The organism is Acidobacteriota bacterium (genome assembly GCA_016716905.1).
Taxonomy (GTDB): Bacteria; Acidobacteriota; Vicinamibacteria; order Vicinamibacterales; family SCN-69-37; genus SYFT01.
On the sequence record JADJUS010000022.1, the window covers coordinates 1,729,971 to 1,745,945 of the forward strand.

11 protein-coding genes are annotated in these 15,975 nt (G+C 65.1%); 8 read left to right on the plus strand and 3 right to left on the minus strand.

Translation table 11 applies throughout. From position 1 onward, the window contains the following. Nucleotides 1–54: 54 nt before the first annotated feature. Nucleotides 55–2,004: a pyrroloquinoline quinone-dependent dehydrogenase gene (locus IPL75_23560; protein ID MBK9243170.1), complete on the minus strand. Its 1,950-nt coding sequence runs from the start codon at nucleotides 2,002–2,004 to the stop codon at nucleotides 55–57. Nucleotides 2,005–2,030: 26 nt separating this feature from the next. On the opposite strand from IPL75_23560, the gene IPL75_23565 reads away from it, so the two are divergent. The 6 genes from IPL75_23565 (at nucleotide 2,031) to IPL75_23590 (ending at nucleotide 11,365) form a co-directional block, all read left to right on the plus strand. After that, a complete protein-coding gene (locus IPL75_23565; protein ID MBK9243171.1) occupies nucleotides 2,031–3,932 on the plus strand; it encodes a tetratricopeptide repeat protein in 1,902 nt (633 codons plus the stop codon). 45 nt (nucleotides 3,933–3,977) lie between these two features. Continuing rightward, entirely contained in the window at nucleotides 3,978–6,491 is a 2,514-nt protein-coding gene (locus IPL75_23570; GenBank protein MBK9243172.1) for a choice-of-anchor B family protein, read from the plus strand. A gap of 10 nt (nucleotides 6,492–6,501) precedes the next feature. Continuing rightward, nucleotides 6,502–7,575: a hypothetical protein gene (locus IPL75_23575; protein MBK9243173.1), complete on the plus strand. Its 1,074-nt coding sequence runs from the start codon at nucleotides 6,502–6,504 to the stop codon at nucleotides 7,573–7,575. A gap of 6 nt (nucleotides 7,576–7,581) precedes the next feature. After that, a complete protein-coding gene (locus IPL75_23580) occupies nucleotides 7,582–9,426 on the plus strand; it encodes a VCBS repeat-containing protein (GenBank protein ID MBK9243174.1) in 1,845 nt (614 codons plus the stop codon). Nucleotides 9,427–9,499: 73 nt separating this feature from the next. Next, nucleotides 9,500–10,603 (plus strand): hypothetical protein, encoded by a 1,104-nt coding sequence (locus IPL75_23585; GenBank protein MBK9243175.1) that lies wholly within the window; start codon nucleotides 9,500–9,502, stop codon nucleotides 10,601–10,603. Between the two features lie 36 nt (nucleotides 10,604–10,639). Further along, a complete protein-coding gene (locus tag IPL75_23590; protein MBK9243176.1) occupies nucleotides 10,640–11,365 on the plus strand; it encodes a TlpA family protein disulfide reductase in 726 nt (241 codons plus the stop codon). A gap of 144 nt (nucleotides 11,366–11,509) precedes the next feature. On the opposite strand, the gene IPL75_23595 is transcribed toward IPL75_23590, so the two are convergent. After that, a complete protein-coding gene (locus IPL75_23595) occupies nucleotides 11,510–12,415 on the minus strand; it encodes an MBL fold metallo-hydrolase (GenBank protein ID MBK9243177.1) in 906 nt (301 codons plus the stop codon). 34 nt (nucleotides 12,416–12,449) lie between these two features. Here IPL75_23595 and IPL75_23600 point away from each other — a divergent pair, with 34 nt between their 5' ends. After that, nucleotides 12,450–14,459 (plus strand): amidohydrolase family protein, encoded by a 2,010-nt coding sequence (locus tag IPL75_23600; GenBank protein MBK9243178.1) that lies wholly within the window; start codon nucleotides 12,450–12,452, stop codon nucleotides 14,457–14,459. Between the two features lie 25 nt (nucleotides 14,460–14,484). Next, nucleotides 14,485–15,138 (plus strand): hypothetical protein, encoded by a 654-nt coding sequence (locus tag IPL75_23605; protein MBK9243179.1) that lies wholly within the window; start codon nucleotides 14,485–14,487, stop codon nucleotides 15,136–15,138. A 15-nt stretch (nucleotides 15,139–15,153) separates the two neighbouring features. On the opposite strand, the gene IPL75_23610 is transcribed toward IPL75_23605, so the two are convergent. Further along, complete coding sequence (locus IPL75_23610; GenBank protein ID MBK9243180.1) at nucleotides 15,154–15,951, minus strand: VOC family protein; 798 nt, start codon at nucleotides 15,949–15,951, stop codon at nucleotides 15,154–15,156. Nucleotides 15,952–15,975 lie beyond the last annotated feature (24 nt).

Consider the following 15,975-nt stretch of genomic DNA (forward strand, 5'->3'; position numbering starts at 1 on the left):
GTTGCCGACGGTAATTACCTCAGAGGTCGTTTTTACTCCCGAGGTCGTTTTGCCCTAATCTGCGCGAGGTAACACCCACGCCACCAGCGACGCGTTCGCGCCGCTGCCCGTGGCCATCACGATGAATTGCCGGCCTGAACGCGCGCGGTAGGTCATCGGCGTGCCGCTGGAGCGCCGCGGCAATGGGAATCGGGCGATCTCTTTGCCCGTGGTCTTGTCAAAGATGTTCAGCGCGTTGTCGCCGCCGCCGCCGATCACCAGACCCGACTTCGTCACAATGACGCCGGGCGCGCCTGCGGCGCCCAACCGCGCGGGCAGAGTGACGTTGCTCAACAACGGATGCGACCGCACTGATGCGTTGTCGCCAAACGGCACGCGCCACACAATGTCGCCGCGACCCATGTCGATAGCCACGAGTTCACCGTAGGGCGGCTTCACGAGCGGAAGGCCCCCTATCCGGCCCGTCCCCGTGTACCCGGGTGGTGGGGTGGGCGTGAACGTTCCGCCACCGAGGGCGCCGATGAAGTTGGCATCCACTTCGGCCGCGCGCGGATTCGCGGCAGTACGATCCGAGGGTCGAATTCGCGCCAGCGCCGGCTGATTGCTGGTCTTGATGTAGAGCCGTCCAGTCTCGCCGTCAAACGCCGACCCGCCCCAGTTCGCGCCGCCAATGACACCAGGGTTCATGAACGCGCCTTCAACCGACGGAGGTGTATACAGCGGGCCCATCCGGTATTTCTTCATCTCCGCCTGCGCTTGCGCCTTCAACTCCGGCGTCACATCAAAGGCATCGTCAAGCGTGAGGCCCTGCGGGGAGAAGGCCGCAGGTTTGGTCGGAAACGGCTGGGTGGGCCAGGCGGCTTCACCTGCGACGTCACTGGGCGGCACCGGCCGCTCCTCGATTGGCCAGATCGGCCGCCCCGTCACCCGATCGAACACGAACGCAAACCCCTGCTTCGTGAGTTGCACCACGGCGTCCACGCGACGCCCGTTGACCGTCATGGTCACGAGCGCCGGCGCAGAAGCCGGGTCGTAGTCCCACAAGCCGTGATGCACGATCTGGAAGTGCCACTTCCGCGCGCCAGTGGCGGCATCAAGGCACACGATCGACTCGCCGAAAAGATTGGCGCCGGGCCGGTCGCCGCCATAAAAGTCGTTGCTGGGTGTGCTGACGGGCAGATAAAGCAGTCCACGAGCCTCGTCGAGCGACATCGGCGCCCAGACATTGGTGTGGCCGGTTGCCTTCCACGACTCGTTGCCCCAGGTGTCGTTGCCAAACTCGCCGGCGCCGGGCACGGTGTTGAATCGCCACACCTGCTTGCCCGTGCGGGCGTCGAACGCTCGCACATCACCCGGCGGATCGCCCTTGTAGGTCAACCGGTCGCCTACACCGTTGCCGAGGATGACGAGGTTCTTGTAGACCACCGGCGGCGACGTATTGGTGTAGTGCTTGCGATTGACCTCGCGCCGCAGGCCCTGCGTGAGATCGACGATGCCGTTGGTGCCGAAGGAGGTGATGGGCTCGCCGGTCCTGGCGTCGAGCGCGATCAGGCGCCAGCGGCTGTTGAGGAAGATGCGCGTCTGCGCACCGTCGCGCCAGGCAGCCACACCGCGATGGACGAAGCCCGTGCCGTTTGGCGGCTGGCCATCTTCGTACGCCTTCGGATCGTACGACCAGACCTCCTTGCCTGTCTCGGCGTCGAGGGCCGCCACGCGGTTGTAGGGCGTGCTCACGTAGAGCACGTTGTCGATCATCAACGGGGTGTTCTGGAAATTGCCGGGCTGTGCGCCGAACTGTGGCATCGGTTGTTCGGCGGTCGCCCACTCCCACGCCACAGACAGGCTCGCGGCATTCGCCGCGTCGATGTCGGCCAGGGGCGAATAGTGCGTCGCGGCGTTATCGGCGGCATACGCAGGCCAGGGTTGTGCCGGCCTCGGATTCTGGGCGTGCATTGCCCCAACCCCCGCCGCAAGCAGTAGGACCAGGACCATTCGCTGGAGCATGCGGAGACTATAATTCAAGACCGCTGATGAGTTCGTCCCGCACCGCCCTCGCCGTTGCTGCTCTGACGGCGCTCACCGCCGCGTGCGGCAAGCCCACGCCAGCGCCCGTCGCGGTGACGTTCAACAAGGACATCGCGCCGATTGTGTTTGCGAACTGCGCCTCCTGCCATCGTCCGGGCGGGGTTGCGCCGTTTTCACTGTTGACGCATGCGGAGGTTGCGGAGCACGCCGATGCGATCGCGAAAGCCACCCGCGAAGGGCATATGCCACCGTGGCTGCCCGCGCCTGGGCAGTATCCGATCGTTGGTGACCGGCGGCTGCGGCCGGAGCAGATTGATGTCATTCAGCGCTGGGCCAAAGAGGGTGCGGTCGAAGGGAACGCCGCAGATCGGCCCGCCACTCCGTCTTTTCCTGACGGGTGGGAGCTGGGAACGCCAGACGTGATCCTGACCACGGACAAGCCGTACACCGTGCGCGCCGGAGCCGATGACGTGTATCGCAATCTGGTGTTTCGGACGCCGTTGACCGACGGCGTGTTCGTGCGTGCGGTGGAGTTCAAGACGAACGGCGCACCCGTGCATCACGCCGTGATTCGTGTCGATCGCACATCGGCATCGCGGCGTCGTGACGGCACCGATGGGCAGCCGGGGTTCGACGGCATGGCGCTCAGCGTGCTTGACCCAGACGGGCAATTCATCGGCTGGGCGCCGGGCCGCGGGCCTATCGTGTCGCCCACCACGATGCCCTGGCGGCTGGAGCGCGGCGCCGACGTGGTGGTGGAGTTGCACGTCATCAAGACCGACACGGGCTCCACGTTGCAGCCCACAGTCGGCCTGTTCCTGACCACGACGCCGCCGGTGCAGCGGCCGGTGACGGTGCGGTTGGGATCAAAAGCGATCGACATCCCCGCGGGCCAAAGCGACTACCTCGTCACCGACACGTATGAGCTGCCTGTGGCCGTGGACCTGCTAAGTGTCTACCCGCACGCACATTTCCTTGGCAAAGAGATGCGCGCCTTCGCGACGTTGCCGGACGGCTCCGTCAAGTCGCTGCTTCACATTGAGCACTGGGATTTTCACTGGCAGCAAGACTATCGGTACGCATCACCCATTTCGCTGCCGCGAGGCACGAAGGTGAGCATGCGGTACACCTTCGACAATTCGGCCGCGAATAAACACAACCCCAACACCCCCCCCAAACGGGTGCAAGCCGGACCGAAGGCCACCGACGAAATGGCGGAACTCGGGCTGCAGCTGCTGACGCAGTCTCCCGCTGATGCATTGAGGCTCGTCCAGGAATTTGATGCGAGGTACAAGCTGGCGAACGTCGCACTGGGTGAGATTCGCGTGCGCGCCGAACCCGACAATACCGAGTACGTCGGCTTTCTGGGAGGCGCCTACGTGGAGGTGCAACGGTTCGCCGAAGGCATCGAGCGGCTCGAGAAGGCGATTCGGCTGGGCGACCGCACCTCGGGCACGCGGAACTATCTGGGCGCGGCGATGATGGCGCAGGGCCAGGCTGCCGCTGCAGTTGAGCACTTCCGCCGGGCCGCCGCACTCGCGCCCAGCGACGAGGTGATGCACTACAACCTCGGAACGGCGCTCAGCGCCCTGAATCGCACCAGCGAGGCTGAAGCCGCGTTCCGCCGATCGATTGCGGTGAATCCCGACTACGGGGATGCGCACGTGAATCTCGCGGCGATGCTCCTGTCAAAGGGCCGGGCGAAGGAAGCCATTCCGCATTTCGAGCGAGCCGTGGCGCTCAACCCAGGCTCGGCGGGGATGCACAGCAATCTGGGTGGCGCGCTGGCCTCCATCGGGCGCTACCAGGAAGCCATGGTCGAGATCAGGCGCGCGCTCGATCTGGATCCCAATCACGCTCCAGCGCTCGATAACCTCAGGCGCCTGCAGCGGATGGGCATCCGCTGAAGCGGCGTGTTACGATCCGCCCGTTCACATCAATCAGGAGTTCTCATGCGCACTGTGCAGCGATTTGTCTTGTGTGGGGCCGTTTTCGCGTTTGTTGCCTTCGGCTTGCGTGCGGAAACGGGCGCCCGTGAGGCGGCTGACGCGGCCATGGGCTTTGGCGGCGCCGTGATTGTCGGCGACGGCGAAGTGTTCGTGGGCGAGGCGGCCAACCAGTTCCGGCCCGGACTGGTCTACGTGTACCGAAAGGCGGGCACAGGCTGGCAGGAGGCCGCGGTGCTGCGCAAGCCTGACGCCGCAGTGGGCGACCGCTTTGGATCTTCACTGGCACTGGACGGTTCCCGGCTCTTTGTCGGCGCCGGGCCTGCGGCCGTGCATCTGTTTGAAAAGCGATCGGGCGCATGGACGCACTCGGGCGTCATTGCGAACTCGGCTGTCACCGGCGCCGAAGGCGTGCAGTTTTCCGCGATCGGCGCTGCGGGCGACTGGTTGTTCGTGGGCCAGCAGGTGATGCTGGGCGGGCGCCGAGGCGGTGGTCCCGGTGCGGCCGCAACAGCGGCGCCGGCACTGCCTGCCGGGAAGGTCTTCGCCTTCAAACGCGGGGCCGACGGGCAGTACGCGTTTGTCTCCACCCTGACTGCGCCGGATCAGCCGGCCGGTGACGGCTTCGGCGCATCCATCGCCATGTCGGCGTCCTCGGCGCTGATTGGCGCAGTGGGGCAGAACAACCGCGCCGGCCTGGTGCATGAGTTTGAGCTTGATGCGGCAGGCGCGTGGACGCGCGCACGCAGCTTTACGCCTCAAGGCGCGGGACCGGCGGACATGTTCGGCACCAGCATCAACTTCAACGGCCAGCAGGCCGTGGTCACTGCGCCTGGCGATGCCGGCGGGTACGGCGCCGCCTACGTGTGGATGAAAGTGCAGCAGGCCGCTCGAGGCGGCGGTGCCGGTGCGGCCGGCCAGACGCCGCCGGCCGGCGGCAACTTCGTCTGGGCGGAACAGGCGCGCCTGACGCAGTCGGTGGGAAGCCGCGCCAATGGGTTTGCCAGCGCTGTAGCCGCTGACGATACACAGGTGTGGGTGACCGCCCCACGCGCGGGAGGCGCCGGCGCCGTGGCCGTGTTCACGCGCGACGCCGCGACAAACACCATCGCCGGGCCCAACATGCTGGTGCCCGCCAATATGGCGCCCAGTGCCAACGCCGGCCAATCGGTATCGCTTCGTGGCAGCGTGGCGGCCATCGGCGCCACTGGTGTGGGATACGGCGGCGGCGCCGTGATCATCTACGAGCGCGACGCGAGCGGGGCTTGGGCGGCGCAGCCGATGCTGTCGCCCGCGCTCGACGAATTGCCGGCGCTCCTCGGTGAGGAACGCAAGTGCAACACCCAGGGCAAGGTGGAAGTGTTTGATTGCGCCAGCACCGAACTGACGGCCTTCCTGCCGCCATCGAAGCTGACGCATGACGGCCACTACATCCAGATGAACGACATCTGGGGATGGACCGATTCCCGGACCGGCAAGGAGTGGGCTCTCGTGGGCCGTCGCGACGGTTCGACGTTCGTGGACATGAGCAACGGCACCCGGCCGATCGCGGTGGCCGATCTGCCCCTGACCGACGGTGCGCGACCCGCCGCATGGCGCGACATCAAGATCTACAAAGACCACGCCTACATCGTGTCTGACGGCGCGGGTCCCCACGGCATGCAGGTGTTCGACCTCACCCGGTTGCGCACGCTCAAGCCGCAGGCCAATGGTCAGCCGGTCAAAGTTGAGTACGACTACCTCTACAAGGAAATCGCCAGCGCCCACAACATCGTCATCAACGAAGACAGCGGTTACGCGTATTCCGTGGGCTCAAGCGCGGGCGGCACCACCTGTGGCGGTGGTCTCCACATGATCGATATCCGCGAGCCGAAGTTGCCGAAGTTCGCCGGTTGTTTCGCTGACAACCAGACCGGTCGCGCCGGTACGGGTTACTCCCACGACGCGCAGTGTGTCACCTACAAGGGCCCGGACAAGCGCTACAAGGGCCGCGAGATCTGTATCGGGTCGAACGAAAACACGATCTCGATCGCCGATGTGACCGACAAGGCGAATCCGAAGGCGCTGTCTCGCGCCGGGTATCCCAACGTGGCGTACGCCCATCAAGGCTGGTTGACCGACGACCACACGTACTACTACCTGAATGACGAGGGCGATGAGACCGGCGGGCTTGTCACAAAAACCCGGACTCTGGTCTGGAACCTGACCGACCTTGAGAATCCGAAGCTCGCAAAGGAACACATGGGCGTAGAGGCGGCGTCCGATCACAACCTCTACATCCAGGGCGACTACATGTACCAGGCCAACTACCGCTCGGGCCTGCGCATCCTCAACATCAAGGACCGCGAGAATCCCAGAGAAGTGGCGTACTTCGACACCGCACCCTACACCGATAACGGCGCGGGCTTTAACGGGGCCTGGAGCGTCTTTCCGTTCTTCAAGAGCGGCATCATCATCGTGAACAGCATCGAACAGGGGCTGTTCCTGGTGCGACCCACCGACCGTCCCGTCCGCCGTTAGGAGAGTCGTCATGCCCTCGCTTCGTGTTTTTGTGCGCATCACGTGCGCGCTTGTCCTGGCTATCACTGCCGGTGTGTCTTCACGCGCCTCGGTTCCCGATCAGACGACAGGCCCTCTCTACGTTTGTGTGCAGGACGACGCGAAAATCGCGATTGTGGATATGGCGGCAGGCAAGGTCATCCGGATGATCGACCTGCAGGCGCTCGGGTACCCGGCCACCGCCAAACCTCATTACATCGTGGTGGAGCCGGACGGCGCGCACTGGTACGTGTCGCTCATCGGCGCAAACCGAGTGGTGAAGTTCAATCGTGCGGGCACGCCGGTGGCGCACTTCGAGATGGAGACGCCGGGCATGTTGTCACTGGCCGGCACCAATCAGTTGGTGGTCAGCCGGTCGATGAGCGCGGTGAACCCTCCCAAGCGAGTAGCCGTGATCGATCGCGCCACGATGACAGGTTCGGAAATCGACATCCTCTTTCCGCGGCCGCATCCAGTGGCTGTGGCCGGAGGATATGCCTATACGGCGAGCCTGGGTGTGAATCAGCTGGCCGCAATCGCGCTGGCCGATGAGAAGGTGGGGATCGTGGACGTGACCGGTCCCACGCACGGCTTCGTGCAGTTTGCGGTGTCGCCCGATCGACGGACCCTGGTGGCATCGACGGAAGTCTCAGGCCAGTTGATGGTGTTCGACCTGGTGTCACCCGCAGCCCCTGTGCTCAAGGCGTCTGTGCCCCTCGGCAAGATGGTGTTTGATCCGGTGTTCACGCCGGACGGCAAGTTTGTGTGGGTGCCGGTCAAGATGGCCAACGAAATCGCCATCGTTGATGCCAGTACGTGGGCCGTGGTGGCGCGCGTGACCGATCCGGCGTTCATGCAGCCGCATCAGGTGGTGTTTTCCGCTGACGGGCGCACCGCGTTTGTGACCAATAACAACAAGATGGATCACATGGCCGACCCAGCCCATGCCGGCCACGTCATGCCCGGCGCCGATGGCACCGCCGCACTCGTGGTGATGGACGTGGCCACACGGAAGGTCACCAAGACCCTTCCGCTCGGCAAGAACCTGACGGGCATGGGGCGGTAGGGCCTGATGCTGGGACGCCGGCGTGTGGTGGCGACGGCGGTCGTCGTAACTGCGGTTCTGACTCCGCTCGCCGTGTGGTCGCAGTCGGCGGCGCCGGTGCCGTCCATCGCGGGCGTCCGGTTCGAGCGCGCCGTGGCGCCATTCCCGGTGGCGCGCGCCGATGGCGCAGCGCATGCGCTGCCGTTCCTGGGTGGCCTTGATGTGCCGCGGCCGCAGTTCACCGACATTGACGGCGACGGTGACGCGGACCTCTTCCTCCAGGAGTACTCGAACAGCTTGTGGTTTTTCGAGAACACCGGTTCTGCCGGCGCGCCCCGGTATGAGTGGCGGACGGATCGCTTTCAGGACATCGACACCGCCGAGTGGTTCCGTTTCATTGACCTCGATAACGATGGCGTGATCGATTTGCTGTCCGAATCGCCGGTCAGTCGCATTCGCCACTATCGCAACACAGGAACAAAGAAGGCGCCGGCGTTTACGCTTGTGGGAGAGTTGCGTGACGGCACCGGCGCGCCGATGTTCATGGATCGCCAGAACATTCCCGCACTGGCCGACATCGATTGTGACGGCCGCCTCGACATGCTGGTGGGACGCGTCGAAGGCGTGGTGGACCGGTACGAAGCCACCGGACCAGGCGTCGCACAATTTGCGCTCATCGCCGAGCGCTATGAGGGAATCGAGATCATCGGCGGCATCGGCATGCCGACGACACGCCACGGCGCCAATGCACTCGCGCTGGGCGACTTCGATGCTGACGGCGATCAGGATCTGTTCTGGGGCGACTTCTTCGAGCCGGCGATCCTGCTGATCGAAAACGTCGGCAGCACCTGCTCCAACCCGTCGTTCCAGTCGGAGCCGGTGACCCTGCCGTTTGCGGACGGCGCGCGCACCAGCGGCTACAACGCCCCCGCTCCGGTGGACATGGACGGTGACGGCGACCTCGACTTCTTTATCGGGGTCATCGGCGGGGCGTTTAATCCGATTCGTACCGGCGAAGACAACTTCTTCTTCTGGGAACGAACAGCGGCGAACGCATTCACCCTGCGCACTAAACGTTTCCTCGACGGCATCGACCATGGGTCCGACGCCGCGCCGGCATTTGCCGATATCGATGCCGACGGCGACCTCGACCTCATCGTCGGCAGCAAAATTGATGCGCAGACCGGGTCGTTCCCGTCGCTGCAGGTCTACCGGAACGACGGCACTCGCACCGCACCTCAATACCGGGCGATGGATGCCGTGCGGTTGGTCGACGCCTACAATTTCACGCCGGCGGCAGGTGATCTTGATGCCGACGGCGACATTGACCTGATCGTCGGCACCTGGAATCAGGACCTGTTGTTCGTGAGAAACGAGGGCACGCCGCAGGTGCCCAGATGGGTGCCCGATCCGGCCGGTGCCATCAAGCCACCGAGAGCCAGTCACCTCGCGCCTGCGCTCGGGGATCTCGACAACGACGGCGATCTCGATCTCATTGCCGGTCAGGCGAATGGCCTGTTGCTGTTCTACCGGAATACGGGATCCCGTCGGGCGCCCAAATTCACGCTGGTTACCGACAAATTGGACGACATCAAAGTTGGCCGGCGCAGCACGCCTGCGCTCATCGATGTGGATGGTGATGGGTTGCTCGATTTGGTGATCGGCCACGAGGATCGCGGGCCGTTGATGGTGGCGCGAAATGCCGGTTCGCGTACCTCGCCGAAGTTTGTGATGGCCGACCCGCTGCCGATGCCATTGCCGCCGATCTCGGCGCCGGCCTTCGCCGACGTTGACGGTGATGGCGTGCAGGACCTGCTCGTCGGCACCACAAGCGGCGGCATGCGCTTCTACCGCGGCACCCGCAACCGCTAAAAATGTGACCAACGGTCGCCAGTCCATGACCAGCCGCACTTCGACCGGCGGCTAGCGTGGCAGACTGAGGCCCATGTCGGCTGTTGCCCGGTGGATCTGTCCGATCGTCATCTCCGCGCTGGCGTGGCACTGCGGCGGAGATCCGCTGGCGCTGCCGCCGCTTGCGGAGGATCCCATCGCGCTGGAAGTGACGGCCATGCGATCCGCACTGGCCGCCAACGCCGCGAAATCCGAGCCGCTTTGGGAGCAGGTCAGGCCAGGCGCAACGGCCGCGCTCGATCTGGCGCAGCAAGCGCTGGCGGCGGGCCGCCGCTGGACGGCGCTCGAGAGACTCGCCGCCGCGCGCGCGAACCTGGTGGCGGCGCAGTATGTGGCTGATCGTCCTGCGGAAGCGCGCCGTGACGTGCCTGGGTTCGAGGCCGAGTGGGTGAGGATGGGTGCCGAGCTCGGGGCATCGACGGATGCGCCAACTGCCAAGGCGTTTGATCGCGTGTACCCGGCGGCTGCGCGTGCGCTGGCCGAGGCGTCAGCGTTTCAGGTGAAGGTGATGTACGACGCCGGCATCGAGTACGGCCGCGCGACCGACGCCGACAGCGGGCTCTTTTATGTGGGTTCCGCCCAGGCGCAGCAGCAGTTCGTCGCTTTCGCACGCACCGTGTTGCGAAGCGCCACACCGGCCGTGACCGTGAAAAATCTTTCTGCCGAGACCGACGCCCTGGAGACGACGCTGCTGGCGTTGTATCGGCCGCCGGTGTCGATCGACCGACACTCGGAGTTCATTGGCGCGAGTTCGGCGCTCAAAGAGGCAAGAGAGCTGGACGCCGCCGGCCTCCGCTATGGCGCGCTGCAGCGGTATTTGCTCGCCGTGTTACGCACTGCGCTGCTGCGTCCCGCACCGGCGGTGTCGGAAGGCCCGGCGATTCGCGCGCGGTTGCTCGCGGTCGCACCGCGCCTCAGCGACTTTTCGAGCGACCACACCATCGCGCTCATGTTTCTGGAGCGCGCGCTCACTGAACTCGATCGCGCCGAACCCACGCCGGCAGCGGTCGGCATCGCGCTGGCTGTGGTGGACGACGTGTTGCCGAAGTACTTCGCCGCCCTCGAAGCGGCGCCGGCCACGGCAGCGCCGCGCACGCCTCGCGTCACAGTGACATTGGTGCGCTGGCCGTTCACTTGAAACCTCTCTGACCCAGCAGGTCTGCTGGCACAAAGCGTGGTCAGGACATACGGCACCGATGCGCGGTTCGTCGTGGAGAACTACGGCGAATCGGCGCTGGCGGCCAAGTACGGCGTGAAACGCTACCCCGCGATCTTCGTCAACGACGTACTGGTGGCCACGCCGAAGGACTTCGGCTTCACCGCCAGTGGTGAAGGAGCCGAACCAGGCCGGTACGCACCGCTCCGCAAGGCCGAGAGCCACGAGCGCTTCCGGGCCGACCTGACGCGGGTCATCGACCTGCTGATGGCTGGAAAGAAGTCGGACGCATCAGCGCTCGCCGCGCCGGTGGACAGCGGCGAGCCTGCCGTGATGCCGGCGCTGAACTTCACCGATCTCAACGGACAGCTCGTCCGTCCGCGCGACCTGGCGGGCAAAGTGGTGGTCGTGGAGTTCTGGGCCACGTGGTGTCCGCCATGCCGTAGCACGCTCGCCTGGCTCGGCGAACTGCAGAAGAAACACGGTGACCGTGTGGTGGTGCTCGCGCTGGCCGTGGAGTCGGACGAACCGCTGGTCAGGCGCCTGGCATCGGAGCTGAACGTTCCCCTGCGATGGGTGATGCGATCACCGGCGATGCTCGCGGCATTTGGCGACGTCAGCGTGGTGCCCACGCTGCTGGTGTACGACCCGCGCGGGCGGCTGGCCGGCACCCACTACGGCGCCCCGCCGACGTTGCATCAGGACGCTGAAGCCACGATCGCGCGCGCACTCACAGCGCGCTGATCACGACGGACCACAGGAGACTCCGAGGCACCGAGGCCGGATCTTATGGTCTTGCAAAAACCAAGCTCCCACTCTCCGCGTCTCCTGTAATCCGTCGTGATCTAGAAGGCTCCTGAACTCCCCGCCTCCTGTGATCCGTCGTGATCACCGAAGTTTGCCGTCGAGCTCCAGGTACACCCGACGGATAGCGGTCGCAGCCTGGCTTGATCGAATCGTCCAGGCGTCCAGGTCGCCAAACTTCGCCTGCTTGACAGCGTCCTCGACAGGAACGCCTGCGGCGTGCAACCGCTTCGCTTCCGCGATGACCTGCACCAACGCCTTGCGCGCCATCTCCAGTTCCTCCTTGAGGATGGCCGGCGACTCTACGAACCCGTGACCAGGCACGTACGTGGTCACGTCCATCGCCTGAGCCTTCTCGATCGTCGCAACCCACTCCGACGGATAGGCCGACCGCATCGCGGGGAAGATGCGATTGAGATAGGCCTCGCTCATGAAGAGGATCTTCTCCTTCGGCAGATACACGCTCAGGTCCCCGCCCGTGTGCGCCCGCCCGAGAAACAGAATCTGAATCTCGATTCCGCCCAACTTCAACGTCGTTTTGTCAGGGACGGCCGTGATTGGCTGCGGCGCCACGCCCGAGGGGCCTTCAAGAATCGCCTTCGAAGAGGGATGCGCGAACGCTTTCGCCGTTGAAGGAAACGCCGCGTTGCCCGCCGTGTGGTCGCCATGATCAGAGCCGATGACGACATGGGTGATGGGTTGGCGGGTGACTTTGGCAATCTCGCGCACCATGCGCAGGGTTTCCTCCATGCTGCCCTGGCCGTCGGCCACGAGCACGCCTTCGGAGGTCACGACAAAGAGGCTGACCGTTGTGAACTTCTCACTGCCGGCCGAACGCAATTGTTCGTACGAATAGACGCCCTCGGCCAGTTTCTGCACCCGCGGGAAGTCCGCCTCGGTGTAGCCGCGCTTGACCGGGTCGCCGGTGCGGGGCACTTGTTGGGGAGCAAGCGCGGCAAAAAGTGCCACGGCCAGAACAAGTCGATGCATGTCGCGCATTGTAATCCCGGCTAGAATTCGCCGCATGCGCGCTCCCATGATTCTGGTATCTGTCGTCGTCTGCGCCCTGCTGGGTTCGGCCGGACCTGGCGCCCAAGAGACGGCTACGGCCCGAATCCAGTTGTTTCTAATCGAGCGGCCTGTCGGCGTTGAGCGCGCGACAACGGTGGTGACGCCAGAGGGTCGCACACTCACCTCCGAGATGGAGTTGGTGGACCGTGGCACCCGCCTCCAGCTGACCGCATCGCTGAGCGTGCTGCCCGACGGCACGCCGCGGCATTTCAAGGCCGCCGGCAAGAGCTATCGATTCGTGAACGTGGACGCCGAAGTCACAGTCACCGGCCAAACGGCGCGGGTGACGTCGATGGGGGAGTCCACGGATGTGGCGCTGCCGGCGACGTGGTTTCCGGCTCGCAGTTGGGCACCCGTCGCCGCGCGTGCGTCGCTGATCGACTACTGGGAGCGTCACAAGCGCCCGGCCAGCATCGTGCTGTTGCCCGGAGATGCCGACAGCCGCATCGAGGTGACGTTCCGCGGCGCCGAGGACGTGCAGGCGGGTGGCAAGACCGTGAAGCTCCGCCGCTACAGTCTGGATGGCGTCGTGTGGGGTCGCGAGACGGTCTGGGTGGACGCCCGGGGCGCGTTTGCCGCGTTAGTGTCGCGCATCCACATCCTGCCGTTTGAAGCGGTGCGCGAGGATCTGGTGGGGGCACTGCCGGCACTCCAGGCGAGTTCGGTGCGCGATCGCATGGCCGACCTCGCGGGTTTCGCGAGTGCGACCGCACCCACCGCTTCGGGTGTCTACGCCCTCTCGGGCGCTCGTGTCATCACTGGTGACGATGTGCCGGCGATCGAGGATGGCGTGGTGTGGGTGCGGAATGGACGCATCGCCGGCGTTGGGCCGCGCGATCGCATGACATTGCCGCAGGGCATTCGCGTCATTGATGTGAGCGGCGCCACGATCATCCCCGGCCTGATCGACATGCACGCGCACGCCTCACAGATCGAATGGGCGCCCGCGTATCTGGCAGCCGGCGTGACGACCATTCGTGACATGGGAGGCGAGGCGCTGTTTCTGAGTGCGTTCCGCAACGAACTTGCGTCCGGCCGAGGGCTTGGGCCGCGAGTGGAACTCGCGGGCCTTGTGGATGGTCCCGGCGATGGCGGGTTCGGCACCGTGGTGGCTTCCACTGCTGCCGAGGGCCGCGCCATCGTCGATCGCTACCACGCGCTGGGTTTCAGCCAGATGAAGCTGTATAGCCTCGTGCAGCCCGATGTGGCAGCGGCGATTGCTGTGCGTGCGCATGAGCTGAAGATGGCGGTGACCGGGCACGTGCCGACGGCACTCGGTCTTGAGGCTGCCGTCCTTGCTGGAATGGACCAGGTGGCGCATCAGCCTCTGCGAGGACAGCCTGGCTCAGCCGAAACCGACCGCATCATCGGTCTGCTGGCCGAGCGCCACACCGTGATCGATCCGACGCAGGCCTGGGGCGAATTGCTCGGCCGGCCGCGTGACGTGCGTGCCGAGACAATCGAGCCTGGCATTGCCAACGCGCCGTATGCTCTGGCGGCGAACTATCGCAGCGTCCTCAACAATCCGCGACCCGCGCAAGCGGCGCCAGCGGTACCGGCCAGAGATCCTGCACCGCGCGGTCCCTCCATGCTGAAAGCAATTCACGACAAGGGCGTGCCGGTCGTGGCCGGCACCGACGGCGCGTTGCCGGGATACAGCCTCTTGCGGGAAGTGGAACTCTACGTGCAGGCCGGGCTCACACCACTTCAGGCCATTCAGGCGGCGACCAGTGTCTCCGCACGCGCGCTCGGTCTGGGCGCGGAACTCGGAACGATTGCCCTGGGCAAGCGCGCGGATCTCGTCGTGCTCGATGCGGATCCGCTGACAGACATCTCGGCGATCAGGCGCACGCGCTTCGTCGTGACGAACGGCAGAATGTACGACCCAGCGCTGTTGTGGCGCCTGGCCGGTTTCCGGCTTTTGACTTCGGCGTCACCAGGGCGCATGCTCCACAACAGGTGATTGTCTGACGGCAACGTTCGGGCTCGTGGTACTGGTTGCCTTCACCCAGATTGCCCCAGCCTTGCTCATACGGCCTGCGTGGGTTGTGCCCGGCGTGCCCGACGTCGTCTGGATGGCCATCGAGGAGGCCATCGCCGAGACGGACAAAGAGCGCACCAAAGAACTTCTTAAAGGGGCTGAGGTCCACGCTCGAAGTGCTGTGGCCGGACACGAAGGCGACGTGGGCCGCCGGTTCGCGTTAGCGGTGGTTCTCGGGCTGCGCGCGGATCGCGAAGGCGGCAGGACCAAGGTCACCATTGCTTCGGAGCTCAAGAAGGAGCTGGATGCGACGCTGGCGCTCGATCCAGAGCACGGCCGCGCCCGCCACATGCGAGGCCGGCTCACCGCCGGCGTCCTGCGCATGAGCCGCCTCACACGATGGTTCGCGACCAGCCTTCTTGGTGGCGGAGAGCTCAAGAAGGCGAACTGGGTGGACGCCGAGCGCGACCTGGCGTTCGCTGAGCTTCAGGTACCAGAGGTCAGCGATCACCACTTGCAGCTCGCACGGCTCTATCGCGACACGAAGCGGCCCCAACTTGCGCTGGCCGAGGTCGAGCACGTCTTGACCATGCCGTTCCAGTCCGCGATGGAGCGGGTGGTTCACGCCGAAGCGCTAGCCCTCGGCAAAGCGCTCCGGTAACGCACCGCCCTGGCGTTATACCGCTGGCGGCGACTGGTGCAAGGCGAAGTACGCGCCCTGCGGATCGGACAGGACCGAAATGGTGCCGTTTTCTCCGATGTCCATCGGGCCCATGCAGACCGTGGCGCCGAGTGAACGGGCCTTCTCGGTCATCGCGGCCGCGTCGGCCACCTCGACGTAGATCATCCAGTGTGGCGGCGTGTTCGGGTCGCGCATGGTGGCGGGAGGAATGCCACCAATCATCGCTCCGCTGTTTTCAATGTGGCCGTAGTCGTTGGGCCCGGCCGCGGCACCCTTGCCGTTTGTGACTTTCCAGCCGAACACGTCGCCGTAAAACGATGCTGCGCCGGCTTCATTGGTCGTTGAGAGTTCAATCCAGCCGACGGCGTGCATCACGCCACCAACACGAACGCCGATGTTGGTCATGGCCTGCCAGATGCAGAACACCGCGCCGGCAGGATCCGCAAGAACGGCCATCCGGCCGAAGTCCATCACGTCGAACGGCGGCGCCATGACGGTTCCACCAGCGGCCGTGACTTTTTCCGCCGTGGCGTCAGCGTTGTCAACGGCAATGTAGACGGCCCAGTTCGGCGGCACGCCATGCGTGAGCTGCTCCGGCTGCAGCGTGCAGCACGCGCCCACATCAAGGCCGTCGATCTGGAACATCGTGTACACGGCATCGGGGCCCATTGGACTGTCGGCAATCGTCCAGCCGAACAAGTCGCTGTAGAATGTTTTCGCGGCGGTCTGATTGTTGGTCGAGAGTTCAAACCAGCAGGGTGAACCGGGAGCGTGTTTGTCGATGGTGGCCATAGGGCTCCACGGTATCATCCGGCC